Below are 26,129 nucleotides of genomic sequence, written 5' to 3'. Positions count from 1 at the left end.
ATATTCGCCAAGCCAGTGAATTTTTGCCAGCGATAAGCTTTTTTTGAATCAATACAATGGCAGCACCTTTGATTTCAGGAACTGCCTGCATGACTGCTGTTGAACGTCCTCCCCTGGGCTTGGCGACCAATCGACGCGCCACCTTGGGGACGTTGATCCTCGCCACCTCGGCCTTTCTGATCGTAACCACCGAGTTTTTGATGGTTGGCCTGCTGCCGGGGCTGGCAAGAGACCTTGATGTGTCGATTTCCAGTGCCGGGCAGCTGATCACGCTGTTCGCCTTCACCGTCATGCTCGCCGGCCCGCCGCTGACAGCAGCACTTGCCCACCTGGACAGGCGCAAGCTGTTCGCAGCCATCCTGGCCTTGTTCGCTGCGGCCAATGCGCTTGCTGCCATTGCGCCGAACATCTGGGTGCTAGCAGTAGCGCGATTCTTGCCCGCCCTGGCACTGCCGGTTTTCTGGGGGACGGCCAGCGAGACGGCGGCCAGGATGGTCAGCGCAGATCGCCAGGGGCAGGCCGTCGCGCAGGTGTACCTGGGCATTTCAGCGGCCCTGCTGCTCGGTATCCCGCTGGGTACCTTGGCGGCCAATGCCATCGGCTGGCGCGGCGCCTTCTGGGTATTGGCCGCCGCCTCAGCGCTGATGGCCTTTGCCGTGCTGGCCTGGATGCCAGCGGTTGCCCGCCAGCCTAAAGTCGACTTCAGCCAGCAGGCGCGAATTTTCCGTGAACCGATCTTCCTGGCCAACGTGGCCCTCTCGGTCCTGGTGTTCACCGCCATGTTCATTGCCTACACCTACCTCGCGGACATGCTTGAGCGCACCGCAGGTGTGGCAACAGCAGATGTCGGCTGGTGGCTGATGGGCTTCGGTGCCATCGGTTTGCTGGGCAACTGGCTGGGTGGCCGCGCGGTCAGGCAATCGCCGATCAAGGCCACTGCGCTGTTCCTGGCTTTGCTAGGGGTGGGCATGGCGGCATTCAGCCCGCTGGCTTCTGCACCGGTTACGCTCTGGGCGGCGCTGGCACTGTGGGGCATCGCCAACACGGCGCTGTACCCCATCTGCCAGGTGCGGGTGATGAACGCGGTGTCGCATTCCCAGGCGTTGGCCGGCACTACCAACGTATCTGCCGCCAATGCCGGGATCGGCCTGGGCGCGCTGCTGGGCGGGTTGGTCATCCCGGCGTTCGGTGTATCGTCGCTCGGTTATGTGGCGGCGGGCGTAGCCCTGCTGGCCATGCTGTGCGTGCCCGGCGTGGCGCGCCTGCAGGCACGGGCTGAGCATATGGCGGTACAACCCGGCTGACGGGCACTGCCTGAATCCGCGTATCATCAGGCCTCACAGCCGAGGCCTGTCATGTTCGATTGGGAAGACCTGCGTCACTTTTCTGCTTTCATCAGCGCCGGCTCGCTCTCGGCCGCCGCCAAGCGCCTGGGCGTTGACCACGCCACCGTGGCCCGGCGCATCAGCTCGCTCGAAGCGTCCTTGCAGCTCAAACTGGTGGACCGTCGGCCGCGGGCCTACGCCCTCACCGAACAAGGCTTGCGGGTCGGCGAGTTCGCCGAGCAGATGCTGGCCTCTTCGTTTGCACTGGAGCACTTTGCCAGTGCCGACCAGCACACCGTTGAAGGCGAAGTGGTGATTGCTGCCCCCCCCTGCGCTGCTGGGCAGCATGGTGGCGCGCAGGCTGGGGGCACTGTATCAACGCTACCCCCATTTGCAGTTAAAACTGGTCGGCAGCAAGTCACGCGCCTCGTTGGCGCGTCGCGAAGCAGACGTGGCCATCGCCTTGGCCAGGCCCACCGAACCCACCTTGGTGGCCAGCTTGCTCGGCCATCTGGAATACACGCTGTACGCCTCGGCGGCCTACCTGCGCCAACGCGAACCGCAGGTGTATATCGGCTACGACGACTCCCAGGCCAAATCCCCACAGCAACTGTGGCTGCTCAAGCACGCCACAGGCCGCCCTTTCGCCCTGCAAAGCAACGACTTGCGCATCCAGGCCCAGGCAGCAGCCGGGGGCGTGGGCATTGCCTGCCTGCCCGCCTTCATGGCTGAGGAATACGGGCTCAAGCCAGCCAACGAAAACAGTTCGATGAGCATCGAAATCTGGCTGGCCGTTCATGAGGACGTGCGCAACACACCCCGCATCAAAGCCGTGACCGACTTTTTGATCGAACAGGTGAAGCCCCTGCTTCGCTTGTGAATTTTTGCAAACATCGCCTGCACATTCCGGGAATTTGCGCAGTGCCGCATCGCCGTTAACCTTGTGCCATCGCTCGGCAACTGCGCCGGGCAATGCCGCCAGAGAGGGCACGCAGATGCAGTACGTCAAACTCGGAAACACCGGCCTGGATGTCTCCCGGCTGTGCCTGGGGTGCATGACATTCGGTGACCCCGATGCCGGTACCCATCCCTGGACCCTGGATGTAGACCAGAGCCGCCCGATCATCCGCCACGCGGTGGAACAGGGCATCAACTTCTTCGACACGGCCAACAGCTATTCGGCCGGCACCTCGGAGGTCATCCTGGGCCAACTGCTCAAGGCGTTTACGCGCCGTGAAGACACGGTGATCGCGACCAAGGTCTTCTACCCCGCGAACATGTGGGAAGGCGCCAGCAAGCCCAATGAGCAGGGCCTTTCGCGCAAAGCCATCTTCAGCAGTATCGACGCGAGCCTGAGCCGCCTGGGGGTGGATTACGTCGACCTGTATCAGGTGCATCGCTGGGACTATCACACCCCCATCGAAGAAACCATGGAAGCGCTGCACGATGTGGTCAAGGCCGGCAAGGCCCGCTACATCGGTGCCTCGTCGATGTATGCCTGGCAGTTCGCCAAAGCCCAGCACGTTGCCGCGGCCAATGGCTGGAGCCGGTTCGTCTCGATGCAGAACTACCTCAACCTGGTGTATCGGGAAGAAGAGCGGGAAATGATCCCCTTGTGCCAGGACCAAGGCGTTGGGCTGATGCCCTGGAGCCCGCTGGCACGCGGGCGGCTGACCCGGCCCAAGGGGCAGGAAACGGCGCGCACGCTGAGCGATATTTCCGGCAAGTCGTTCTATGAGCGGACCGAAGCCGAGGATGGCCGGGTGATTGATGTGGTCGAGCAGATTGCCGCTGAACGTGGCGTACCCATGGCGCAGGTGGCGTTGGCCTGGGTGCTGGGGCACCGCGGCGTGTCTGCACCGATTATTGGTGCATCGAAGCCTGCGCACCTTGACGATGCCATTGCGGCATTGGGGCTTGAGTTGAGTGATGAAGAGGTCATGCGGCTGGAAGCGCCTTATGTGCCGCATGCGGTTACGGGGTTCAAGTAGGCCTTGGTGTAGGGCTTGGGAGGTTCAGCGCCTATGAGATCGAGCGCCGCCCGCGCGGCGCTTCGCGGCGCAAGGCCGCTCCCACATCTGTTTCGGGCCAGTTATTCCTGAAGCATTGCCGCGCGGCCCTTTGGCGCCCGCCCCTATATAGCGTCGTACAAACAAGGCGGTCGCGCGCAAATATCACAGGCCTCACTGGCCCGAAACAGGCTTGGGAGGTTCAGCGCCTATGAGATCGAGCGCCGCCCACGCGGCGCTTCGCGGCGCAAGGCCGCTCCCACATCTGTTTCGGGCCAGTTATTCCTGAAGCATTGCCGCGCGGCCCTTTGGCGCCCGCCCCTATATAGCGTCGTACAAACAAGGCGGTCGCGCGCAAATATCACAGGCCTCACTGGCCCGAAACAGGCTTGGGAGGTTCAGCGCCTATGAGATCGAGCGCCGCCCACGCGGCGCTTCGCGGCGCAAGGCCGCTCCCACATCTGTTTCGGGCCAGTTATTCCTGAAGCATTGCCGCGCGGCCCTTTGGCGCCCGCCCCTATATAGCGTCGTACAAACAAGGCGGTCGCGCGCAAATATCACAGGCCTCACTGGCCCGAAACAGGCTTGGGAGGTTCAGCGCCTATGAGATCGAGCGCCGCCCACGCGGCGCTTCGCGGCGCAAGGCCGCTCCCACATCTGTTTCGGGCCAGTTATTCCTGAAGCATTGCCGCGCGGCCCTTTGGCGCCCGCCCCTATATAGCGTCGTACAAACAAGGCGGTCGCGCGCAAATATCACAGGCCTCACTGGCCCGAAACAGATGTGGGAGCGGCCTTGCGCCGCGAAGCGCCGCGCGGGCGGCGCTCGATCTCATAGGCGCCAAAGAACTTGCGACAAGCACATCGCAAGCCCCCTGCAGCCTCGACGTGCCTCTCCCGGATTGACTATGATTCCGCCTTGAACGTTTCAGCATGTTTCAATAAGGATTCAAATGTCTGTCCAAGAACCACCACCGCTAGCCCTCCCGAAACGCACTGTCGCCAAGATGGAAGCCGCCATGGCGCTGGGCAGCTTTGCCATCGGCACCGGCGAATTCGCCATCATGGGGTTGATGCCGGACATCGCCAGCAACCTGCAACTGAGCGAGCCTGAGGTGGGCCATGCCATCAGTGCCTATGCGCTGGGCGTGATGGTCGGTGCCCCGACGCTGGCGATCCTCGGCGCCAAGCTGCTGCGCAAGCACATGCTGCTGCTGTTGATGGCGCTGTATGCCTTGGGCAACCTGGCCACGGCATTTGCCCCCTCCTTCGGCGGCCTGGTGGCCTTTCGCTTCATCAGCGGCCTGCCCCATGGCGCGTACTTCGGCATTGCGGCGGTGGTGGCATCGAGCATGGTGGCGAACAACCAGCGGGCGGGCGCCGTGGCGCGGGTGATGATGGGCCTGACGTTGGCCATGCTGCTGGGCAACCCGGTTGCGACCTTCCTGGGGCAGTACTTTGGCTGGCGCTCTGCGTTTGTGTTGGTCGGGCTGATTGCCTTGTGCACCATCGCGCTGGTCTGGCGCTTCGTGCCGCAACCGCACGATGAGGTGCGCAGCGACCCGCGCAAGGAACTGCAGGCGTTCGCCCTGCCCCAGGTGTGGATGGCACTGGCCATTGCCTCGATCGGCTTTGCCGGCATGTTCTGTGTGTTCAGCTACCTGGCACCGACCATGCTGCACGTGACCCAGGTGTCGCCGCAGTGGATCCCCTTTGGCCTGGCCGCCTTTGGCGCGGGTGGCATCATTGGCAACATCGCCGGTGGCAAACTGTTCGATCTCCTGCAGTTCCGCGCCGTGGGCCTGGTGTTGGTCTGGTCGATTGCTGTGCTGCTGTTTTTCACCTTTGCGGCACAATCGCTTTGGACGCTGCTGCTGGGCGTCGGCCTGGTCGGCACCATGATTGCCCTGGCCGCGCCGTTGCAGATTCGCCTGATGGATATTGCCCATGAAGCGCCAAGCCTGGCGGCGGCTTCGAACCATGCGGCGTTCAACCTGGCCAACGCGCTTGGGCCGTGGTTGGGTGGCATGGCCATCACCGCGGGGCTGGGCTGGACCAGTACGGGTTACATCGGTGCGGCTACGGCATTGGTCGGTTTGGGGATTTACCTGGTGGCCCGTCGCATGAAGGGGGGGCATTGATCCAATCGAGGTAATGGGGGGGGGCGCTGTGGGAGCGGGCTTGCCCCGCGAACACCGGCGAAGCCGGTGCCACGCACCGTGTGCCCCATTCGCGGGGCAAGCCCGCTCCCACAGAATACGCAGCTTACGGGGGCAGTCTGCTAGGCAGCGCCATCGAGCCCCATCTGCCAGAAGTCGGCTTCAAGGCTCGAGGCCTGGCCGAAGATGCCTGCCAGCTCGACGAACCGTTGCTCGGTCATGCTGCGCGCCGCCAGTTCATCCAGGTGCTTGCGCGCATTGGCCGCCACGGCCTGATAGCCCTCCCCGGCGTACTCACCAATCCACTCACGGTAAGGGTGCTGGCTCAGGTCGCCAATACGCTGAGCCAACGTGCGCCCGATTTCGGCATAGCCGATCACACAGGGGGCCAACGCCACGTGCAGTTCAAGCAGATCGCCCGCAGCGCCGCAATCGAGCACATAGCGGGTATAGGCCACCGTGGCCTGATGCTCCGGCGCAGCCTGGATATCGGCTTCGGTCAGCCCCCAGCGGGCGCACAGGCGCAGGTGCAGTTCGGTTTCGTCGAGAATCGCCGCCAGGCCTGCCTGGGCGGCACGAATGTCAGCCGGCAGGCGGCTTTTGTAGGCGGCCAGCGCCCAGGCGCGGGCGAACTGGATCAGGAACAGGTAGTCCTGCACCAGGTAAGTCCGAAACGCAGCTTCGCTCAGCGTGCCTTCGCCCATCTGCCGCACGAAATCGTGATCGACATAGCGATTCCACTGGCCGGCGCGGGCGGCTTTGAGGCGATCGAAAATATCCATGCTCACGCCTCCCCCTCATACACGGCATCGAAGAAAGCCAGTTCCAGGGCCACGGTACGCAGGTAGAAGTCGGTGCTCAGCTCAGCCTCCTGCGGCCCTACGCGGTCCAGCTCGGCTTGCAGAAAGGCAACGAAGGCCTGGAACGCCGGGTTGTCGTGCAGGGTGATCCATTCGGCATGCACGAAGTGCTCGGGCAAGGGCTTGGGGGCTTTGATTGCCCAATCCAGGTACAAGCCTTCGGCAACGTTCAGCACAGCCAGCGCGGCGGCATACGAACGGGTGGCCGCAGCTTCGCGCATGATGGCCTTGAAACCTGCGGTTGGGGCAGTGTCGTCGGCTTCTACGCGCTGTGCCGGGCTTACGTCCAGCGCCTCGAAGGCACGCAGGAAATAGGTGTTTTCATCACTCGAGATCATCCCGGCGAACTGGCCGAAGCGCAGGCGTGCCTCGAAGGTGTCGGCGGTCGCGATGGCTGCGCCGAGCAGGGTCAGGAAGCTGTCGAGAAAACGATGATCCTGCACCAGGTAGCGGACCATGATCGGGTCCGGCAGGCTGCCGTCACACAATTGGGTAACGAAACGGTGCCCGACGGCCGCCGACCAGGTCGGCTCGCTTTGGCGACGCAGGGTTTGCGTGAAGCGTTCGGTCATGATGCTGTCCTCTGAAGGGGGTGACAGCGAGACCGTTGCAGCTGGCATGGACTGGCCTCGCAGTGAGGCCGGCAAAAAGGCAGGTCGCAAGTCCCATCCCTTCGCCGGCATGATCCGGATCAGGTTCGAAGGGTCACCGCGCTAAAGCATTCAGCGGTTTCTCAGCCCGTTGCCGGGGCTCCCCTTGGTGGCGCACAGGTATACAGCAGGTACGAAGGTGCTGTCACTACCCAAACAGTGGGCATGGGTACCCCGCTTGTGGGGACTTATACCCATTTTTTGACACCCCATTATTTAGCGCGACTCAGGCGCCGCAAGGATTTGTTTAACAAAGCATTACCGAAACATCTGTTGGCACAGCCGTTGCTCAGGCCCCTAAACCAGGCAAAACGCCATTGATGGCTCCAAGCCATTTAGCCGCGAGCGAGGCACAGGGCAATGAAAACACCTGCCGTGATCCACCCAACCAGGCACGCCTTCAGGCTGTCTTCCGTCACCGTGCTGATGCTCGGCCTTGGGCTGATCCCGGCCATCGCCTCCTCCCTTGATGACGTCAGCCAGCCCCCGCCGACCGACCCGTCGGCTTACTCCAATCAGCCGGCCGACCCGAACCCGGCGTTACTCAATTTGTATACCCTGCCGGAAGCCAACGAAGGCTCACTGGAACTTACCGACGGTGCCTACGGCGACCGCACCACCGTGCGCAAGGACAACGTGCTGCCGCCCGCCCTGCAAACCTCCGAAAAATACCCTACCAACGGTAAACCGAGCCCGCTGTTCGGTGCGCAGCCGTTCACCCAGCAACTGCTGCTGTTCGAAGAGTTCGGCCCCGAGAAGCTCGACCCAAGCATCCCGGTACCTAGCCTGACGTTCCCGGTGCCGACCCTCGGCGCCGCGCCTGCGCAAGACCCCAACATCGTCGCCCGCAGCGGCCCCAGTGGCACGGCGCTGGAGGCGTTTCTAAAACAACCTGGCCTGTACCCTTTCCCGACCCAATACGCCAACGTGCTCGACCGCAACCCCTGGAAGGCGCAGATCGAAATGTTCCTCAACCGCCAACCGGTCGGTTCGCCGGCTGAGGGCCGGCCACCAGGAAAAGGCTGGTCCCATCAGCGCTGGAACGAGTTCTACCCCCAGGCTGCATTCAAGACCGCCCAAGCCGGTGCACGCATCAACCTCGGGCTGCGCGACCGCAAGCAATTGCACAACTATGCGGCCGGCGAGTTCGCGCCGGGCGGGCTGTACTACCAGACCTCGGACATCCCTACCACGCTGGGCACCACCAAGGGCATCGACACCCGTTTTCACCCAAGCATGCCCCTGCAAAACCACAAATCGCTGTGGTCGTTCGATGGCACCTTCCCGCCCAAGCTGCTGATGGTGCGGTATGGCCAGCCGATCCTGATGCGCCACTACAACGCCCTGCCGATCGACCCTTCGGCCAACGGTGGCTTTGGCCTGCACACCCTCTCGACCCACGAGCATAACGGCCACTCACCGGCCGAGAGCGATGGCTTTGCCAATGCCTACTTTTTCCCCGGCCAGTACTACGACTACCGTTGGCCGGTCCAGTTGGCTGGCTACGACACGATCAATACCCGTGCCCAGGACCCGCGTGCAGCGTTCCCTTGCTCACCTGGCGAAACCTTGTTTGTGAATGATGCGTCGCCTGGCCTGAAGACCTGCGAAAACGGCAGCATCAAGATTCGTGGCGACTGGCGCGAAACCATGAGTAGCCACTGGTTCCACGACCACATGATGGATTTCACGGCGCAGAACGTCTACAAAGGCAACGCCGCGATGATGAACTATTACAGCGCCCTGGACCGCGGCAACGAGGCCCTGCAGGACGGCGTCAACCTGCGCTTGCCCAGTGGTTCGGGCATGCCGTGGGGCAACCGCGACTACGACGTCAACCTGATGATCGCCGACAAGGCCTGGGATGCCAACGGCCAGTTGTGGTTCAACCCGTTCAACACCGACGGCTTCCTCGGCGACCAAATCCTGGTCAACTGGCAGTACCAGCCAAAGCTTAAAGTGCGGGCGCGCAGCTACCGTTTCCGCCTGCTCAACGGCTCGGTTTCGCGCTACTTCAAGTTCGCTGTGGTGCGTGAAATCGCCGGCACCAGCGGCGAATTCAAGGGGCCGACCGGTTCCAACCTGTCGTATGCCCGCGTGCCGTTCCACATGATCGCCAACGACGGCAACATCATGGAACACGCCGTGCCGTTCGACGGCAGCCTGGACCTCAATGGCGACGGCGACCTCAAGGACAACAACGGCATCCTGCCGGTGCAAGGCATTGCCGAGCGTTACGACATCATCATCAACTTCGCCAAGAACGGCATCAAGGCCGGCGACAAGCTGTACTTCATCAACCTGATGGAGCACCAGTCCGGCAAGGGCCCGAACATGGCCATCGCGCTGGCGGACGTGCTGTCGGAGAAATACAAGGCTGTCATCAAGCAGACCAGCAAGGGCCCGCAATGGGACAATGGCGACCCGGTGGTGGGCAAGTTCCTGCAGTTGCTGGTACAGCCCTACAGTGGCCAGGACCTGAGTATGGACCCAGTTGCCTATGAACCGGCCAAGCCGGGCAAGGCTGCAGGCCTGAAAATGGTTCCGTTGACCCTCGACCGCAACGCCGTTGCCGACCAGGCCAAACTCAAGGATGCTCGCCACCGCGAATTCCTTTTTGGCCGTTCGGATGGTACTGACACTCAGCCCTGGACCATCAAGACCGATGGTGGCTTCGGCTACAGCATGGACCCACGGCGCATCAATGCCGCCCCTCAGTTGGCCAGCCAAGCCACACCCGCCGGTTTCAGCGGCGATGGCACCCTGGAGGTTTGGAAGATCAAGAATGGCGGTAATGGTTGGAGCCACCCAGTCCACGTTCACTTCGAGGAAGGCATCGTGCTCAGCCGCGACGGCAAGGCACCGCCAGAATGGGAGAAATGGGCACGCAAGGACGTCTACCGCATCGGCTCGGAAACCGACTCCTCGGAAGAACTGGATGTGGCAATCCGCTTCCGTGAGTTCGCCGGGACCTACATGGAGCACTGCCACAACACCCAGCATGAGGATTCGTCCATGCTGCTGCGCTGGGACCTGGAACACCCTGGCCAATTCCAGGTGATGCCAACCCCGTTGCCGGGTTGGGACGGCGTAGAATACGTCGCCTCCGTTGGCCTGCCGACCTTCCGCACGGCTGCCCATGACGATGATGACGATGTCAACAAGCCACCGGTTGCGGTCAGCGACAGTGCAGCCACCACAGCAGGCAAGGCACTTACGCTGAGTGTGCTGGCCAACGACACCGACCCCGAGCGCAATCTGCCCTTGACCATCATTGGCTTGAGCCAGCCGGACTCTGGCCAGGGTACCACCAGTACCAATGGCACCACGGTGACTTACACACCACCGGCCACTGTCGCCACGCCGTTCACTGCCAGCTTCACCTACTCGGCACGTGATACCAAAGGTGCCGAGTCGGTGGTCCCGGCCACGGTCAGCGTTGCAGTAAGCCCCGCAGCACCCGTCGACGTTATCCAGGTCAGCAGTGCCTCGGTGCAATTGCGCAGCGGCAACCGTTACACCTGGGAGCTGATAGGGACGACCTCGATCGCCACCGGCAACAGCATCAATGTGTCGGTGGCAACCACCAACGGCCCGCTGAACCTGGGCGCGGCCACGCTGACCGCAGCCACCACCGGTGCCCGTTGGCGGGTGTCGGTCACCACCACCGGCTACGGCCCGGCAACGCCCGCAACGGCGACCGTGAAATCGACGCTGGGGCAAAGCGTGACGGTGCCGATCAGTTACAAGTAATCGCTTGGCGAAACGGGGCTGCTGCGCAGCCCCACTGGCTCACCTTCCGAGGCGTGCATCATGACCGGCTCATGGCGTGTTCTGCTCGTGCTGTCGCTGTTCGCTGCCAGTGTCCCGTTCTGGCCCGTACAGCCCCAGCAAGCCCCTACCAACGAAGCTGCTACGCCCTGGGGCGCCGACTACTTCCCCAATACCCCCCTGCTCACTCAGGATGGCGAAAAGGTCCGCTTCTTCGACGACCTGGTTAAGGACAAGGTCGTCGCCATCAACTTCATCTTCACCGGCTGCTCCGATTCCTGCCCGGTTGAAACCGCCCGCCTGCGCCAGGTGCAGAAGATCCTCGGCGACCGCGTAGGCAAGGATATATTCCTCTACTCCATCAGCATCGACCCCTACAACGACACCCCCGCCACCCTCAAACGCTACGCCGAAAAATTCGCCATCGGCCCCGGGTGGACCTTGCTCACCGGCGAGCCCGACGACATCGAGCAATTGCGCAGAAGCCTGGGCCTGTACATAGAGGGCCTGGAAAACGGCCGCTCCAAAGACCACAACCTGAGCCTGATCATCGGCAACCAGGCCACCGGCCGCTGGATGAAAGCCTCGCCCTTCGAAAGCCCCTATATCCTCGCCGACCGCCTGGGCAACAGCCTGCACAACTGGAAACAAGCCAGCGCCATGGCCAACGACTATGCCCAGGCGCCGGAAGTGCGCTCGCCCAGCAGTGGCGAGCAGATCTTCCGTACCCGCTGCTCCTCCTGCCACACCTTGGGCAACACCGAGCCCGGTATGCAACAGGGCATCGGCCCCGACTTGCTGGGGGTAACCCGCCAACGCGATGCCAGCTGGTTGAGCCGTTGGCTGAAAGCGCCTGACCAGATGCTTGCACAGAAAGACCCGCTGGCCATGCTGCTGTATGAGCAGTACAACCGCCTGGCGATGCCCAACCTGCGCCTGGGCGATGCCGAGGTCAGCGCGTTGATGGCCTATATGGAAGAAGAAACCACGCGCCTGCAGACGCCTTTGGCGGATACGGCAAAACCTTAGAAGCAATTGGCCATCAGTCATTAGCCTGTCATCTTGCTGTCGTATTTTGCCGGCATCACCCTGGGTCGGGACCCTCCGCCGTGATTCGCCGCTCGCTCTCTTCTGCAAGCCTTCTGCGCCTGTTGGTCCTGATGCTGTGTGCAGCCACCCTGGCCTTTCTCTGGGGGCTGCACGTTTCGCAGAAGGCCGCCGCACGCCAGGATGCACTGTCGGCCAAGGCTGCCGAACACCTGAACCTGGCCAGCATTGTCGCGCAGAGCCTGCGCCAGCTGGTCGACCGGGCCCAGGCCGTGGGCCGCGTCACCCAGGGCGACATGAAGGCGCTGCGCCAGGGCAACGCCAACCTGGCGCGGCTGCTCGCCGAAGACCCGGTGTTCAAACGCATGAGCCTGTACGACCGGCAGGGTCGGCTGGTGTCGGCCAGCCATGCCGACGAGGCCGCGACACTGCCTGAAGACTGGCTGCGCCAGTTGCAGTTGCACGTGGCCCGCTATGGCTTCAAACCCTTCCTGCCCAGCGCCGAAGCACCCGGCATCAACGCCATGCCTAGCTGGCGCCTGCCGTTCATAATGCCGCTGACCGACCTGCCTGGCCGTGAAATCGACAGCATCCTCGTGGTGCAACTGGACATCGGCTACCTGGCGGTACTGTTCCAGCACATCGACCTGGGCAGCACGGGCCTGATGCGCCTGCTGCAGGACGATGGCCAGGAACGCCTGCGCATCGACGCCAGTGGCGTGCTGATGGCCGCAGACAACCTCGAGCCCGGGCTGCCACAAGCGGGGCCAGACGCCGGGGCGCTGACCCAGTACTCACCCGGTGGCGCCTACCAGAGCCTGTACCGGCGGGTTGCCGAACGCGGCTTCAGCGTGGTGGTCAGCCAGCGCTACGAAGCGATTCTTGCGCCCTCGACGCAGGCCTACGCCCGCCAGTTCTGGCTGAACCTCAGCATGACCCTGATGATTCTCGCCAGCCTGGCCTGGACCTTGCGCCTGCTGCGCAAACGCCAGGAAGCGTTCAGTGCCCTGGAGCATGCGCAACAGGTCAACCAGCAACTGATCGAGCGGCTCGAGGAGGCCCACCGGCGCAGCAGCCATGCCGCCGCCACCGATCACCTCAGCGGCCTGCACAACCGCCGCCAGTTCGTCGAGGTGGCGGGGTTTGCGCTGACCCGACAACGGGGCCAGCGCCGGCTGATGGCGATCCTGTTCATCGACATGGACCGTTTCAAGTCGATCAACGATTCACTCGGTCACAAGATCGGCGACCTGCTGCTGCAAGCCGTGGCCGGGCGTATTCAGCGCCTGCTGGAGCCCGGCGACGAGGCCTCGCGCTTTGGCGGTGACGAGTTCGTGGTGCTGCTAGCCGGGCAGCGCAGCGAAGAGCAGATCAACGCCTGGGTACGCGAACTGGTGCAGAAACTCTCGGCCACCTATGCCCTGGATGGCCAGGAGGTCAACACCAGCCCCAGTGTCGGTGTCAGCATCTGCCCACGCGATGGCCAGGAGATCGACAGCCTGATCCGCTGCGCCGATGCCGCCATGTACTCGGCCAAGCAGGCCGGGCGTGCCCAGTACCGCTTCTTCGACCCCTCGCTGAACCTGATCGATATCCATGCCTTCACCCTCGAACAGGCCTTTGGCGCAGCCCTGGCCGAGCACCAGTTCGTCCTGCACTACCAGCCGCAGATCCGCCTCGATACCCACCAGGTGCTGGGCTACGAGGCTCTGGTGCGTTGGGACCACCCTGAATTCGGCCTGCTCTACCCGGACCGCTTCATCGACCTGGCCGAGCGCAGCGGCTTCATCATCGAGCTCGGCTGGGAGGTGCTGCGCCTGGCCTGCGAGGCACTGGCGCGCTGGCACGCCCAGGGCCGTGAAGCACGCCTGGCGGTCAACGTCTCGGCGCTGCAACTGCGCCAGGCAGACTTCAGCACGCGGCTGCTAAGCCAGTTGCAGGGGTACGGAATTGCCGCGCAACGGCTGGAGCTGGAGATCACCGAAACCACCATCCTCGACCCCGAGGGCACTGCAGTCGGCCACTTGCACCGCCTGCGCGACGCGGGCCTGGGCATCAGCCTGGACGATTTCGGGCGCGGTTATGCGGGCTTTGCCCACCTGCATTCGCTGCCGTTGAGCAAGTTGAAGATCGACCGCTCGCTGATTGCGCCGCTGTCCAACAGCCACGACGACAGCCCGATCGTCTCCTCCACCATCATCCTGGCCAAGCGCCTGGGCCTGGAGGTGGTAGCCGAGGGCGTGGAAACCCGCGAGCAAGTGGTGTGCCTGAAGCTCGCCGGTTGCGACATCGCTCAGGGGTATCACTTCAGCCGCCCGCTGTCGCCGGCGCAACTGCTCGACTACCCGCCCTTCAACGGCATCGAGGACTTGGTGGCAGCGGGTTCACCCGCGTATACGCTCGAAACCAGTGCCATGGGCCACAGCGGCTAAGTGTGCCAGGACATACCCGCCGATTCGGTTTATCGTGTCACCACTGAATACCGGCTACCGCACCATGACCGACATCGAGCGCTACGTCCGCGCCGCCACCCGCGACAACACGCGGCGCAGCTACCAGGCTGCCATCGACCATTTCGAGACCCAATGGGGCGGCTTTCTGCCGGCCACTGCCGAGGCGGTAGCCCGCTACCTGGCCGACCACGCCGGACAGCACGCCGTGAGCACACTGCGCCAACGCCTTGCGGCCCTTAGCCAATGGCATATCAGCCAGGGCTTCCCTGACCCGACCAAGGCACCGCTGGTGCGCCAGGTGCTACGCGGTATCCGCACCCTGCACCCGACCCCTCCGAAGCAGGCCGCACCGCTGTTGCTGCAGCACCTGCAAACAGCGGTGCAGTGCTTCGAGGACGAAGCTCGCCAGGCACTCGAAAACCATGACCTGACCGCGCTGCGCCGCGCACGTCGCGATGCCGCGTTGCTGTTGCTGGGGTTCTGGCGAGGGTTTCGCGGTGATGAGCTGGCCCGGCTGCGCATCGAACATATCCAGGCCGAGGCGGGTGTCGGCATCACGCTGTTCCTGCCGCGCAGCAAGGGCGACCGGGAAGCGCTTGGCGTGCAGCACCGCACACCGGCACTCAAGGCGCTGTGCCCGGTCACCGCCTACCTGCAATGGCTGGAAGTGGCCGGCATCGCGCATGGCCCGGTGTTTCGCAAGCTCGACCGCTGGGGCAACCTCGGCGACGCGCCGCTCAACAGCAACAGCCTGGTCGGCCTGCTCAGGCGCATGCTGGAGCGTGCCGGGGTGCCGGCGGCGTTGTACACCGGCCACTCCCTGCGCCGCGGTTTCGCCACCTGGGCCACGGCCAATGGTTGGGAGCTGAAGGCGTTGATGAGCTACGTGGGCTGGAAAGACGCCAAGTCGGCGCTGCGCTACATCGATGCAGCGCAGCGCTTTGGCGAGCTGGCCGTGTTACCGGCCAGCCGGGTGCATCAGCTCACTCCTTGAAGGCGTGGCGGTGGATGCCAGCGATCTCCGGGCGAATGGCGTAGAGGTCGCCGGCATCCGGATAGTGCCGCAGTTCAACCGCGTTCATGCCGAAACGCGCCGTGGTGATGTACAAGGTGGCCATGCCTTCGCCGCCAAAGCAGCAACTGGTCGGGCGTGGCACCGGCATCACCACCTGGTCGGTCAGATGGCCGTTACGGTCGTAACGCAACAGGCAACTGCCATTGAACTGGCAGACCCACAGCCCGCCCTCACGGTCCAGCGCAATGCCATCCGGGCGGCCCAGCTCGGCGGGGGTTTCGGCGAACAGCACGACTTCGGCCAGGCGGCCTTCCGGCAGGTATTCGGCGCGGTAGATGGAACGGGCGACCGAGTCGACGAAGTACACGGTGTGCCCATCTTCCGACCAGGCCAGGCCATTGGGCAGTGCCATGCCGTCGTGGATCACCTCGTCGCTCAGCTGTGCATCGAAACGGAACAAGGCACCGGTATTGCCGCTGGGCGCTTCGTCCATCAGGCCGCTGACAAAACGCCCCTGGGGGTCGCAGGCGCCATCGTTGAAGCGGTAGGTTGAACGCGGATGGACCGGCACGGAACACTGCCGCACCTTGCGCGCGTTCACGTCAAGAATGGCGACGCTGGAGTCTTCGGTGAAGATCAGGTTGCCCTTGTCGGTCAACGCCAGGGCACCAATGCGCGCCGCCGATTCATACAGGCTCTCGACCTCACCATCCGGGTTCAGCCGATTGATGCGCCCACCGGAGATGTCGACGAAGTACAGCGCGCCGCTGTGCACGTCCCAGACCGGGCTTTCGCCCAGGTCGGCACGGGTGTTGGCGACCTTGACCGGCACATAGTGGCATTCCTTGATACGGCTCCAGCGTTCGGCCACTTCCTTGAGGTTGCCCGCCTGCACCCGCGCCAGGTCGCGCGGGTAGCTGACGCCGCTGTTCTCGGTGAAACGGGTGGCGGTGAACTGCCCGTTGCTGGCACGCAGGATGTACCCCGTGTCACGGCACAGTGAACTGGCCAGGTACAACACCCCCGGCGTGACCCATTCGGGCTTGAGCTCTTCCGGTGCGTCGGTCACGCCCCACATGCGGGTCTTGGCCACGGGCGAGATGGCATTGACCAGAATGCCGTGCTCCTGCCCTTCCATGCTCAACGCGTTCATGATGCCGACCTGGGCCATCTTGCCGGCCGAGTAGGCCACCAGGCCGGGCTGCGAATAGCGCTGGTACATGGCGCGGTCCGAGGTGGTCAGCACCACACGCGGCGCCGCCGAGTGCTTGAGGTACTTCCAGGCATGCTTGGCCAGCCACACCGGGGCGTGCACGCTGATGCCCAGCGCACGCTGAAGAAAGCCCTCTTCCTGCGCCTCGATCCCCTGGTAATCGACCCAACCAGCATTGTGAATGAGGATGTCCAGCGAGCCGAAATGCTCGATGGCCAGCTCGATCAACTGCTGGCATTCACGTTCGTCTTCCAGTTGCCCGGCATGGGCGACCACGTTGCAGCCCTTGGCCTGCAGGGCCTCGAGCGCCTGGTCCAGTGCTGACGGGTCTTGCCCTTGGCCAGCGCGGTCAGTCCCCAGGTCGCTGATCACCACCCGGGCGCCACGCTCGGCCAGCGCCATGGCATAGGCCAGGCCCAGCCCTTGGGCGGCACCGGTAATGATGGCAACTTTATTATTGAAAGGGTCTGTCATGGGCATTGCGGGGCACCTTCAGATTCTCCTTTTTTACGATAACAATAAAAAAATCAATGACTTAATATTAAAAGCATGCAACTTTGATATCTCAGGGATATCACCGGGCTTTGTCACTCGGGTGCCACGCACTATGATGGCCGCCTTGCAGGGGCGGCCCGGCCGCCTTCCGGGCACCCTGCATGTCGATGAAGGAACGTAGAATGATCGAAACACGTTTGCTCAGGCAGTTCATTGCCGTGGCCGAGGAACTGCACTTCCACAAGGCTGCCATCCGCCTGCACATGGCGCAGCCGCCCCTGAGCCAAGCGATCAACCGCCTTGAAGAAAAGCTCGGCTTCAGCCTGTTCCTGCGCAACAAGCGTGGGGTCAAGCTGACCGCCGCCGGCATGGCCTTCCTGGAAACCGCCTACCGCACGCTCAAGGAACTGGAGCAAGGCATCGAGTACGCGCGCAATGTTTCCGAAGGCATCTGCGGCAAGCTGACCATCACGGCCATTTCCATCGCGTACTACGAGTCGCTGCTCACCACCTTGCGCAGGTTCCGCGAGGTCTACCCGAATGTGCGCCTGACCATCCGGGAGATGCCCTCAGCCTCCCAGGCCAAGGCCTTGTTGGCCGGCGAAGCCGACATCGGCTTCATGCGTAAACTGCCGATGCCGCCCGACATCATCGCATCGCGGCTGTTGCTGAACGAGCAGATCATCATGGCCCTGCCGGCCAGCCACGCCAAAGCGCAGCAGCCCCTGGTCGACCTGCGCGACTTCGCCGAAGAGGACTTCGTGTTCACCCCGCAAGCCCTGGGCAGTGGCTACCACAGCCAGTTGATCGCCCTGTGCGAGTCGGCCGGTTTCTACCCCAAGGTTGTCCAGGAAGCGGCGCAGATCCATACCTTGATCGGCCTGGTGGCCTGTGGTTTCGGCGTGGCCCTGGTGCCCGAGTCGATCGCCTACTCCACGCTGCGCGACCGTGTGCAGTTCCGGCCGATACGCCCGATCAAGGACCAGCCGACCCCGACCATGGGCCTGTACATGAACTGGAACACTCAGAACGCCTCGCCTGCCTTGGGCAGCTTCATCGCCATGCTCGACCAGGGCGCGCCGAAGCGCTTCAGCGACACCCTGCAGAGCCCTTTGATCCTGTAGCCCTACAGCGTCAGGCGATACTCCTGCAGCCAGGTATCGAGCGCCAAGGCGGTCTCCAGGTTGTTGCGCCGCAGCTGCGAGTTGAAGTAGCCCTCGGGCTGGCGCAACTCGGCGGCCAGCTGGCCACGGTCGATGACCTGAAACACCGGCTGGCCTGGCGCATTCAGCAACTGCCCGATGCGCCCCCGCAGGAAGCGTTCATAGGCCAGGTTGGCCGACGTCGGGTACGGGCTCTTGCGCCGCTGCAAGACCGCAGGCGGCACCAGGCCGGCGCTGGCTTGCTTGAGCAACCATTTTTCCTCGCCATCCTTGCCCTTGATCGACCACGGCACGTTGTACACGTACTCCACCAAGGTGTGGTCCGTGAACGGCACCCGCACTTCGAGGCTGGCGGCCATGCTCAGGCGGTCCTTGCGGTCGAGCAGAATCGGCAGCCAACGCTGCAGGTGCATGTGGCAGATCTCGCGCATGCGCCGCTCCAGCGGGCTGTCACCCGGCAGGTGCTCGACGCTGTCCATGGCCTGGTGATAGCAGCTGTCCTGATAGCCGGCAAAGTCGCAGGTACGGTTGAACTCCGGGTTGATCAGCCCAGGCTGCAGCAGTTGCATGCGCGACAACCAAGGGAAGCGCGCTGCCGCCACGGCCTGCGGATCGCGGAACCAGGCATAGCCGCCAAATACCTCGTCTGCCGCCTCACCGGATATTGCCACCGTAGAGTGCGCGCGGATGGCCTTGAACAGCAGGTACAGCGAGGTATCCACGTCGCCGAAGGTTGCCGCGCTGTCATTGGCGCGGTACACCGCCAGACGCGCTGCGTCCGCTACCAGCTCGCGGTTGTCGATCAGGATGGTCTGGTGCTGGCTGCCGATGTACTGCGCGGCAGCCAGGGCGTAAGGTTGATCGCGCTCCGGGCGAAACGCGTCGCTCTGAAACTGTTCGGCCTGGCCGACGAAATCCACCGAGAACGAGTTCACCGCCCCGCCCTGCTCCGCCTGAAGCCGTTGTTGCGCCATGGCGGTGAGCAGGGTCGAGTCCAGGCCACCGGACAGCAGCGAGCAGACCGGCACATCGGCGTGCAGCTGCTCGCCCAGCGCGTTGTCGAGCAGCTCGCGGGTGCGCTCGACCGTGGTCGCCAGGTCGTCCTCGTGCGCTCGGCGTTGCAGTTGCCAATAGCGGCTGATTCTGACCTGCCCCTGGGGCCGCAAGGACAACCGATGCCCGGGCGGCAGTTCGCTGACCCCGCGCAACGCCGTGCGGGTGGTACCCCGGCTCAGGCTCAGGGCATCCACCAGGCCGACCGCGTCCAGGGCACTGGCGAAGTCGGGGTGCGCCAGCACCGCCTTGATCTCCGAGCCGAACAGCAGCCCCTGCTGGTGGCGGGCGTAGTACAGCGGCTTGACCCCCAGGCGATCACGTACCAGCAGGAAATGGCCATCGCGCCCGTCGAACACGGCAAAGGCGAACATGCCATTGAGGTAGTCGCAGCACTGCTCGCCCCACTCCAGGTAAGCGTGCAGCACCACTTCGGTGTCGCTGCGCGTCTGAAAGGTGTGCCCGGCCTGGCGCAGGCGCTCGCGCAGGGCATTGTGGTTATAGACCTCGCCGGTATACACCAGCGCCACTTCCTCACCACTGGCGAAGCGGTAGGTCATCGGCTGCACGCCACCGCTCAGGTCGATGATCGCCAGGCGCCGGTGGCCCAGCAAGGCATGCCGGTGCTGCCAGCTGCCGCTGGCATCTGGCCCGCGCAGGGCCAGGGTGTCGGTCATGGCGCCGAGCACCTGGCGCTGTTGGCTCAGGTCGCGGGTGTAGTCCACCCAGCCGGTAATTCCGCACATGGCTCGCTCCTTACACCTGAAGACGGCGGGTAGGCAGCAGGCCGATCAACGCCTGTAGCCGTTTGGCGATGTCCAGCAGCTGCTGCTCGCTGTCGCGTCGGCCCATGATCTGGATGGCCAACGGCGCCTTGCCGTCGGCACTGAGGGCAACCGGCACGGTGATGGCTGGCAGGCCGCTGAAACTGGCCAGTGGGGTGAAGCCGATCTTCTGCGGGTAATCGTGATCGTGGGGTGACGGAATGGTCGAGTCACCCGGTTGCGGGTTGCGCCGGTCGAATGGCCGGTTCGGGTCCATCGGAAAGACCACGAAGTCCACCTGGGCGCTGTCGAACCAGGCATCGATGCCCGCGCGCACGGCGTCCATGCGCCCATGAATGCGCTGATAATCGCTGTCGCTCACCCCTTCACCGACCTTGAGCGCACTGAGGGTCGACCAGTGCAGTTCGCTGTCGAAGCGGCGTGCCCAGGCGGCCGAGGCCAGCCAGGCGTCACGCGCACACAGCTGCCAGGCATCGCCACGGCAGGCCCACAGTTCCGGCATGGCGACGTCGCGCGGCGTCATGCCCAGGTCGGCAAAGGCGGTTCGGGCATGGCCCAGCATGTCGAGCATGGGCGCGCTGGTCAGTGCCGGGTCCAGGGCGTGCGCCAACAGGCCAACTCGGTAGTGCGGCTTGAGCGGTTGCTGATCCCCCAGCAGCGGTGCCAGGCCCAGCCATGGCAGTAGCAAGTCGAGGTCGTCGGCACTGCGGGTGACCCAACCGAGGGCGTCCATGCGTGGCGACAGTGGGAATACCCCGGCTAGGCTGGCGGCCTTCTGGGTCATGCGCAAGCCGACCATGCCGCAGTGCGATGCCGGCCAGCGCACCGAACCGAGTACATCGGTACCCAACGAAATATCGCACAGGCCCGCCGCCACGGAGACCGCAGACCCTGTACTGGACCCTGACGGATCGATGCTCGGGTAGTGCGGGTTGCGACAGCCTGCGCCGAACGCAATGTTCAACTCGGTGGTCGCCACCTTGCTGGTCAGCACGATGCGCGAATCGAGGCAGGTCAGCGCCTTGGCGCTGCGCTGCGGGTAGTGACGGTAGCTGCGCAGCCCCAGACGGGTCGGCAGGCCGGCGACATCCACGGTGTCCTTGACCCCCAGCCGAAACCACGGTGCCTCGGCCGGGCGGGTGCTGGTCAGGCACCGATAGTGGCTGTCGGCATGGTCGCGCCAGGCGTCGTACTGCGCGGCCCAGTCAGCCGCCAGCGCGGGGCTGCGCTGCAGCAGTTCGAGGCGCTTGCGCAGGCTGAGGCCAAGGTATTCGGGTTGCTCGCGGCCACTGTCCAGCGGCGCACCGCAGTGGTTCAGGTAATGGGCGATGGTGTTCTGGGTATCAGCGTGGCTCATGGGTGTATTCCTTGACAGAAGTTGCGGCCGCCCACGGCTGGGGCTTGCCGGTGGCAGACAGAGGCAGATGGGCGACCCGGCGCACGGCGACCGGTCGCGGGTGGTGCGCTGGCCAGTGTGTGAACGCTTCACGCACTGCCCGCTCGGTCAACGTTGCCGAGCTGAACAGCACTTCAAACGCCTCGGCGCGCAGCGCATCGCGCACCGCCACGCAGGCCAGGGTCGGGCAGTGCAGTTGCTGGCTCAGCTCGCTGGCCACACGTGCCAGGTCGAGCCGTACCCCGTTGACCTTGATCAGGCTGCTGGCACGGCCCAGCCATTGAAAGCGTCGGGCGTCCAACGCCAGCACCAGGTCATCGCAACGGTGACGGCTGGCCGGTGCCGCAGCCCCCTGCTCCCGGGCGATACGCGGGCTGCTGACTTCCAGCGGGCTCGGCGCGCCGATCGGGCTGAGCAACGTGACGTCGCCCAACAGCGTCCAGGGTTGCTCCGCGTTGCTTTGCGCATCCAGCTCGCGAACGGCCATGGCGCCGGTTTCGGTGGCGCCCAGCAGTTCGATGAAGCGCACCAGCGGCCCGGCAAGGCGCTGGACGATGGCCAAGGCGTCGGGGGGCAGCAGCGAAGCGCTGTGCACCACCAGCACCGAGCGCCGTGCCGACAGGCGCGCCAACAGGGTGGGCAACAGCCGCCAGGTACTGGCAATGGCGAGGATCACACAAGGCCCGTCGCCATCGAGTTGCGGCAATACCTGCTGCTCCAGGGAGCAGGCTTGCAGCCGCGCGTTCAGCCATTGCGCGCCGACCTCGCCCAGGATCATGCCGTAGCTGTGCGTGCTCGGCGCAAATGACAGGACCTCGGTCGCGCCAGCCGCCCAGTGGCCGAGTATCAAGGCCGCCTCCTGGGTCATCTGCGCGTGGCTGCGCAGCCACTGGCGGGGCACACCGGTAGAGCCCGATGTGGTGAACAAATGGTCGCTGCTCATTCAGCGGCCTGCAGGGTCAATTGATCTTCAAGCTTCTGGGCGACGAACGTTTCCATCTTCTCCAAGGTTTCAAACCAGTAGCGGACATCGTCACTCAGGTAATCCACTTCGATTTCAAAACAGCCTTCAATGGCGGTAATGACTTCGACGGCCATCAGGCTGTCGAAACGCTCGCCAATGAAGTCGCGAAAACTATCCTGTTTCTCGATGGCAAGGACTTCGTCGCCCAGTAACTGCGCCAATGCCTGACGAATACGCTGTTCAATAGATAAGTTGCTCACGGGCCTGTTGTTCCTTGTGGGTTGCCGGCATTGATAAGTTCCGCTCCCGTGCTGTAGAACACCTGTTCCGGCAGGATCGGGTCGAACTGCAGATAGACAAAAGCATCCGGGTAGTGCGTGGCTAGGCAGCGGTGCAGGCCCTCAGCCAATACCGCGTGGGCTATTGCATCGCGCGCCACCGACAAGGTGATGCGCAGGTAGAACTGCAAGGCGGCGCCGTCACCGTCCACGGTAGGCAACGGCATGCCCGCGCCGAACACGCAGCCAGGCGTCAGCGGGTTGAAAAACACCATGCAGTGCGCAGGCTCGGCACCCAGCGCCTTGAGCTGGCGCGTGAAGGCCAGGGCCAGGCGCTTGCGTTCAATGGCCTGCAGCGGCGCGCAGGTAACAGTGATGGTCGGCATGCCTGCTCCTCACGACAGCTGCAAGTTGGGCAGGTGCAGGCATTTGCCGTCGGCAAACGCCTGCAACAGGCGCCCCAGGCAGCCCGACAACGCGTCGTGCCCCTGCAGGTAGAGCGGCGACCAGGCATACCCCGGGCCGCTGCGCACCTTGTCGAGGAAGAAGCGCAGGTGCGCCAGGTCGACCGGCAACCCCAGCGCTGCGGCCAACGCCACGGCCTGGTAGGTGCTGAGCAGATCAGGGATGCGCTGCCCCTGGTTGGCGAAGCCGCCCTGGCGCACCTTGTGCGCGGCCAGCAGGTCGCTTGCCTGCGCGCGAACATCCCGGCCAACATGGCGCAGGCAGATCAATGCCTGCAGGCTGGCGCGCAAAGAGACCTGCCCACGCGGGTACGCGGCATGGCGGCCCTGCTGGCAGCAGCTGGCGACAAAGGCTTCGAGCTCGACAAGGTCGACACCGGCGTTGTTACCCAGTTGCTGCAGAATCGCCACCGCCGATGCAGTGGACACCAGGTCAGAACCACGCCCCTCCCAGAAACCGAAGCCACCGTCGGGGTTCTGCAGCGAGGCCAGCCAGTGTCCGACTGCCTTGCGTGCGTCGGGGCGGTCAGCGAAGGCACCGGCGGCCAGGCCCCAATTGGTGCAACGCACTTCGGCCCCACGCCCCGGCATGTACATGATCCCGGGCTCGTTCGGCATCTGGCAGCCCTCGATCCAGCGCAGCGCATCCGCCCGCTGTGCATCCGTCATCTGTCCACCGATCACTGCGGCCGCCGTGGTCAGCACATCAGCCGCAGCGTCGACCTGCCGATAGGTGTAACCACCCTGAGGCAACGCCAGGGTCGCGATGAAGCTTGCGATGGCATCTGCCAGGTGTGCGACCGGCTCACCCAGCGCCTTGAGCGAGCCCACCGCACAAAAGGCGGCCCAGACATCTTCGACGTCATAGCCCTGCCAGCGCACGAAGGCGCCGCTCGGGCCACGCAGCGCCTCGATCCAGGCGACGCACTCGCCGGGCCCCAGCGGCTGCGCCTGTAATGCTGCGAGGCTGGCCGTGGCGCGGTAGGTCGCCCACAGGCAAGGCCGTTCGGCGGCTTCGCTGAAGCGAAAGCCACCGTCGTCCATCTGTTGCGCCTGCAACCAGCCTATCAACCGCGGCACGTCCCAGGCCGGCGCTGGCAGCCCTTGCCGAGCCAGCGCGCGCGCAGCCATCACGCCATAGAAGCAAGCACGGGTATCGGCCAGGTTGCGCCGGGCAAAGTCCGCCGACCAGCTCAGGCCGCCATTGCTGCACTGCAGCCCTTCCAGCCAGGCATACAAGGCATCGGGGTCGGCCACGCGGCCATCGCAAACCTCGACCAAGGTGCGCACCGCATAGTGGGTGGCCCAGACGTCTGCGGTCTGCCCCGGGCACATGGCGTAGGCGTCACCGTCGAACAGGGTATGCAGCCATTCGGCGGTCTGGGTGCCTTGCTCGATGGCAATGCCCAAGTCTTTGAGCGTTTCGCAGCAATAGAACGTGGCCCAGGCGTCGGACGGCATGCCTTTGCTCCAGGCGAAGCCAGCGTCACGGTTGCGGCGGGACTGAATGTAGGTGTGCAGGCTGGCCGTATCGACGCTGTCGAGGCGCTCGACCCAGGCCAGGCTGCGCACGGCGGCGTAGGTGCACCACAGGTCAGGCTGGCCATTGCCCAGGCCGCGCCCTTGCGCAAAGCGTGGTGCGGTCATTGCTTGCCCCCCACGAAGCGCAGGTTGGTCTTCTTCCAGCTTTTTTGCGAGCCACCACTTTTGTTGATGGCCGACAGGTTGTTGACGAACAGCACGCGGCTCCAGCGCAGGCCCATCAGCTGTTGGGAGCGCTCCAGCAGTTGCGCTTGCAGTTGGCTTTCCTGCGCGTTGTCCCAGTGCACGTCGCGCTCCAGGATCAGGGCGGCGCTGTCGTTCTGGCGGTCGATCTCGATCACGTAGCCGGTGGCGTCACAGGTGCCGTAGACCACCTCTTCGACCGCGCGAATCTCAAGGCTGACACCCGCAATCATGATGCTGTCACTGTCGCGGCCATTGATCAGCAAGCTGGGGCTGAGCTGCCCGGGCTGCCACGGCGCGGTGATGGTCACGCTGTCGCCGGTGTCCAGCCGCAGCAACGGGCGGGCATACAGGTTCAGTGGGGTGACCACGAGGCGCCCGGTAAGGCCCTCGGCGGGCGTCACCAGCCTGCCGTCGGGCAACAGCAGTTCGAAGTAGTGGGTGGCTGTGGCCAGGCGCATCTGCTGGTCTTCGCCCACGGCGGCCAAGGTGCCGGTTTCGGTGCTGCCATAGCTGGCGTCGAACACCTCGCACTGCCAGCCACGGGCCAGACGTTCACGAAACGGCTGAGTGTTGACCTCGCCCAGCAGCATGATCGAGCGCACCGACTGGGCGAAGGTGTGCAACAGGTCCCGCTGCTTGAGGTAGCGGGTCAGCTGTACCAGCACGCCGGGGGCGATGAACAGCACCGTTGGCCGGTAGGTGTCGAAGGTGTTGCACACCCGCTCCCAGTCGGTGATGCCGGTGGTGAACGGATACAGCCGCACATGGGAAACATCCAGGTATTCGCAGACATTGGCGATCAGGTCGCCGACCGGGACGATGTCCGATGGCATCAGGTTGGCCACCCGTGCTCCCGGGCGCAGCACCGAGCGCCAGTGGGCGGCGACGCTGACAGCATTCCAGATGATGTCTTGTTTCAGGCGCGGGGTCGGGGTCGGCTCGCCCGTGGTGCCGGTAGTGGCGTAGTACTTGGCCGCATCGCCCAGGGCCACGGTACAGAACGCCAATGGTTGACGTTTAAGCAAGGCCTTGGCCGTCAGCGGTAATTGCTGAAACGCCGAAAAACGGTAGGGGCCTATCTCTGCGTAGTGGGCGCTGTGCTGTGCTCGCATCCAGGCTGCTTGCAACTTTCGCTCATAAAACCCGGCATCGGGGATATGCCCGACCTGCTGTTGAAGTTCGCGCTCGGCGTTCTTCAATACTTCGAAATCCTTATCGCCATGAACCAACATCGACTCGCCCTCTCAAATGTGCAGCGCAGAGAATTGGCGAGCGACAGGGGGTTAGTAAAATACTTATTTCTC

At 64.1% G+C, this 26,129-nt stretch carries 18 protein-coding genes, 2 pseudogenes and 1 riboswitch; of the genes and pseudogenes, 9 read left to right on the top strand and 11 right to left on the bottom strand.

The features are described 5' to 3' along the window. Positions 1–89: 89 nt before the first annotated feature. From LJX93_RS12925 to LJX93_RS12910, 4 genes and pseudogenes are all read left to right on the top strand, one after another. A complete protein-coding gene (locus LJX93_RS12925; protein WP_033697786.1) occupies positions 90–1,304 on the top strand; it encodes an MFS transporter in 1,215 nt (404 codons plus the stop codon). Positions 1,305–1,355: 51 nt separating this feature from the next. Next, positions 1,356–2,205: pseudogene (locus LJX93_RS12920) on the top strand (LysR family transcriptional regulator). 115 nt (positions 2,206–2,320) lie between these two features. Next, positions 2,321–3,316, top strand: coding sequence for an aldo/keto reductase (locus tag LJX93_RS12915; protein WP_033697784.1), 996 nt, complete (start codon positions 2,321–2,323; stop codon positions 3,314–3,316). 968 nt (positions 3,317–4,284) lie between these two features. Further along, positions 4,285–5,472 (top strand): MFS transporter, encoded by a 1,188-nt coding sequence (locus tag LJX93_RS12910; protein WP_227697270.1) that lies wholly within the window; start codon positions 4,285–4,287, stop codon positions 5,470–5,472. A gap of 140 nt (positions 5,473–5,612) precedes the next feature. Here LJX93_RS12910 and tenA read toward each other — a convergent pair whose 3' ends face one another. Both tenA and LJX93_RS12900 read right to left on the bottom strand, forming a co-directional pair. Beyond that, positions 5,613–6,272, bottom strand: a complete 660-nt coding sequence (gene tenA, locus LJX93_RS12905; protein WP_033697781.1) for a thiaminase II — start codon at positions 6,270–6,272, stop codon at positions 5,613–5,615. Between the two features lie 2 nt (positions 6,273–6,274). Continuing rightward, complete coding sequence (locus LJX93_RS12900) at positions 6,275–6,922, bottom strand: TenA family protein (RefSeq protein WP_033697780.1); 648 nt, start codon at positions 6,920–6,922, stop codon at positions 6,275–6,277. 79 nt (positions 6,923–7,001) lie between these two features. Then, positions 7,002–7,117, bottom strand: a riboswitch (TPP riboswitch). 243 nt (positions 7,118–7,360) lie between these two features. On the opposite strand from LJX93_RS12900, the gene LJX93_RS12895 reads away from it, so the two are divergent. From LJX93_RS12895 to LJX93_RS12880, 4 genes are all read left to right on the top strand, one after another. After that, positions 7,361–10,753, top strand: coding sequence for an Ig-like domain-containing protein (locus tag LJX93_RS12895; protein ID WP_227697269.1), 3,393 nt, complete (start codon positions 7,361–7,363; stop codon positions 10,751–10,753). A 60-nt stretch (positions 10,754–10,813) separates the two neighbouring features. After that, entirely contained in the window at positions 10,814–11,800 is a 987-nt protein-coding gene (locus LJX93_RS12890) for an SCO family protein (protein WP_047583588.1), read from the top strand. Positions 11,801–11,880: 80 nt separating this feature from the next. Beyond that, the gene (locus LJX93_RS12885; protein ID WP_050506050.1) at positions 11,881–14,250 is read left to right on the top strand and encodes a putative bifunctional diguanylate cyclase/phosphodiesterase; all 2,370 of its coding nucleotides are present in this window, start codon (positions 11,881–11,883) and stop codon (positions 14,248–14,250) included. A 34-nt stretch (positions 14,251–14,284) separates the two neighbouring features. Continuing rightward, a complete protein-coding gene (locus tag LJX93_RS12880) occupies positions 14,285–15,265 on the top strand; it encodes a site-specific integrase (protein WP_084213366.1) in 981 nt (326 codons plus the stop codon). On the opposite strand, the gene LJX93_RS27360 is transcribed toward LJX93_RS12880, so the two are convergent. Further along, positions 15,255–16,364, bottom strand: a complete 1,110-nt coding sequence (locus LJX93_RS27360) for an SMP-30/gluconolactonase/LRE family protein (RefSeq protein ID WP_320442650.1) — start codon at positions 16,362–16,364, stop codon at positions 15,255–15,257. The two genes, LJX93_RS12880 and LJX93_RS27360, sit on opposite strands and share 11 nt — an antisense overlap. A 21-nt stretch (positions 16,365–16,385) precedes the next feature. Continuing rightward, positions 16,386–16,901: pseudogene (locus tag LJX93_RS27355) on the bottom strand (SDR family NAD(P)-dependent oxidoreductase); the annotation flags it as partial. Between the two features lie 275 nt (positions 16,902–17,176). Here LJX93_RS27355 and LJX93_RS12870 point away from each other — a divergent pair. Next, entirely contained in the window at positions 17,177–18,118 is a 942-nt protein-coding gene (locus LJX93_RS12870; protein WP_033697770.1) for a LysR family transcriptional regulator, read from the top strand. Between the two features lie 2 nt (positions 18,119–18,120). Here LJX93_RS12870 and asnB read toward each other — a convergent pair whose 3' ends face one another. From asnB to LJX93_RS12835, 7 genes are read right to left on the bottom strand one after another with little or no spacing between them, the layout of a single operon-like run. After that, entirely contained in the window at positions 18,121–19,956 is a 1,836-nt protein-coding gene (asnB, locus tag LJX93_RS12865) for an asparagine synthase (glutamine-hydrolyzing) (protein ID WP_156310270.1), read from the bottom strand. A 10-nt stretch (positions 19,957–19,966) separates the two neighbouring features. Beyond that, positions 19,967–21,352: an amidase gene (locus LJX93_RS12860; protein ID WP_227697267.1), complete on the bottom strand. Its 1,386-nt coding sequence runs from the start codon at positions 21,350–21,352 to the stop codon at positions 19,967–19,969. After that, positions 21,339–22,334, bottom strand: a complete 996-nt coding sequence (locus tag LJX93_RS12855; protein ID WP_227697266.1) for an AMP-binding protein — start codon at positions 22,332–22,334, stop codon at positions 21,339–21,341. The genes LJX93_RS12860 and LJX93_RS12855 overlap by 14 nt, the downstream gene beginning before the upstream one ends. Further along, positions 22,331–22,615, bottom strand: coding sequence for an acyl carrier protein (locus tag LJX93_RS12850; protein WP_033697761.1), 285 nt, complete (start codon positions 22,613–22,615; stop codon positions 22,331–22,333). Before LJX93_RS12850 ends, LJX93_RS12855 begins: the two co-directional genes overlap by 4 nt. Continuing rightward, positions 22,612–23,019, bottom strand: a complete 408-nt coding sequence (locus LJX93_RS12845) for a hypothetical protein (RefSeq protein WP_033697759.1) — start codon at positions 23,017–23,019, stop codon at positions 22,612–22,614. Before LJX93_RS12845 ends, LJX93_RS12850 begins: the two co-directional genes overlap by 4 nt. A gap of 9 nt (positions 23,020–23,028) precedes the next feature. Then, positions 23,029–24,744, bottom strand: a complete 1,716-nt coding sequence (locus LJX93_RS12840) for a prenyltransferase/squalene oxidase repeat-containing protein (protein ID WP_033697757.1) — start codon at positions 24,742–24,744, stop codon at positions 23,029–23,031. Continuing rightward, positions 24,741–26,057 carry an AMP-binding protein gene (locus tag LJX93_RS12835; RefSeq protein ID WP_033697755.1) on the bottom strand — a complete coding sequence of 439 codons (1,317 nt, stop codon included), beginning with the start codon at positions 26,055–26,057 and terminating at the stop codon, positions 24,741–24,743. Before LJX93_RS12835 ends, LJX93_RS12840 begins: the two co-directional genes overlap by 4 nt. Positions 26,058–26,129: the final 72 nt, after the last annotated feature.

The organism is Pseudomonas sp. HN2-3, from assembly GCF_020691745.1.
Classification (GTDB): Bacteria; Pseudomonadota; Gammaproteobacteria; order Pseudomonadales; family Pseudomonadaceae; genus Aquipseudomonas; species Aquipseudomonas capeferrum.
The sequence above is the reverse complement of the archived record's forward strand: the minus strand, read 5'-3'. Positions and strand labels throughout refer to the sequence as shown.

What these genes read in the sequence shown, in the direction of transcription:
- LJX93_RS12910 (WP_227697270.1), top strand. Translation starts at nt 4,285, where the DNA reads ATGTCTGTCCAAGAACCACCACCGCTAGCCCTCCCGAAACGCACTGTC.
- LJX93_RS12900 (WP_033697780.1), bottom strand. Translation starts at nt 6,922, where the DNA reads ATGACCGAACGCTTCACGCAAACCCTGCGTCGCCAAAGCGAGCCGACC.
- LJX93_RS12845 (WP_033697759.1), bottom strand. Translation starts at nt 23,019, where the DNA reads ATGCCGACCATCACTGTTACCTGCGCGCCGCTGCAGGCCATTGAACGC.
- LJX93_RS12840 (WP_033697757.1), bottom strand. Translation starts at nt 24,744, where the DNA reads ATGACCGCACCACGCTTTGCGCAAGGGCGCGGCCTGGGCAATGGCCAG.
- asnB (WP_156310270.1), bottom strand. Translation starts at nt 19,956, where the DNA reads ATGTGCGGAATTACCGGCTGGGTGGACTACACCCGCGACCTGAGCCAA.
- LJX93_RS12895 (WP_227697269.1), top strand. Translation starts at nt 7,361, where the DNA reads ATGAAAACACCTGCCGTGATCCACCCAACCAGGCACGCCTTCAGGCTG.
- LJX93_RS12855 (WP_227697266.1), bottom strand. Translation starts at nt 22,334, where the DNA reads ATGAGCAGCGACCATTTGTTCACCACATCGGGCTCTACCGGTGTGCCC.
- LJX93_RS12870 (WP_033697770.1), top strand. Translation starts at nt 17,177, where the DNA reads ATGATCGAAACACGTTTGCTCAGGCAGTTCATTGCCGTGGCCGAGGAA.
- LJX93_RS12915 (WP_033697784.1), top strand. Translation starts at nt 2,321, where the DNA reads ATGCAGTACGTCAAACTCGGAAACACCGGCCTGGATGTCTCCCGGCTG.
- LJX93_RS12835 (WP_033697755.1), bottom strand. Translation starts at nt 26,057, where the DNA reads ATGTTGGTTCATGGCGATAAGGATTTCGAAGTATTGAAGAACGCCGAG.
- tenA (WP_033697781.1), bottom strand. Translation starts at nt 6,272, where the DNA reads ATGGATATTTTCGATCGCCTCAAAGCCGCCCGCGCCGGCCAGTGGAAT.
- LJX93_RS12925 (WP_033697786.1), top strand. Translation starts at nt 90, where the DNA reads ATGACTGCTGTTGAACGTCCTCCCCTGGGCTTGGCGACCAATCGACGC.
- LJX93_RS12860 (WP_227697267.1), bottom strand. Translation starts at nt 21,352, where the DNA reads ATGAGCCACGCTGATACCCAGAACACCATCGCCCATTACCTGAACCAC.
- LJX93_RS12890 (WP_047583588.1), top strand. Translation starts at nt 10,814, where the DNA reads ATGACCGGCTCATGGCGTGTTCTGCTCGTGCTGTCGCTGTTCGCTGCC.
- LJX93_RS27360 (WP_320442650.1), bottom strand. Translation starts at nt 16,364, where the DNA reads ATGTGGGGCGTGACCGACGCACCGGAAGAGCTCAAGCCCGAATGGGTC.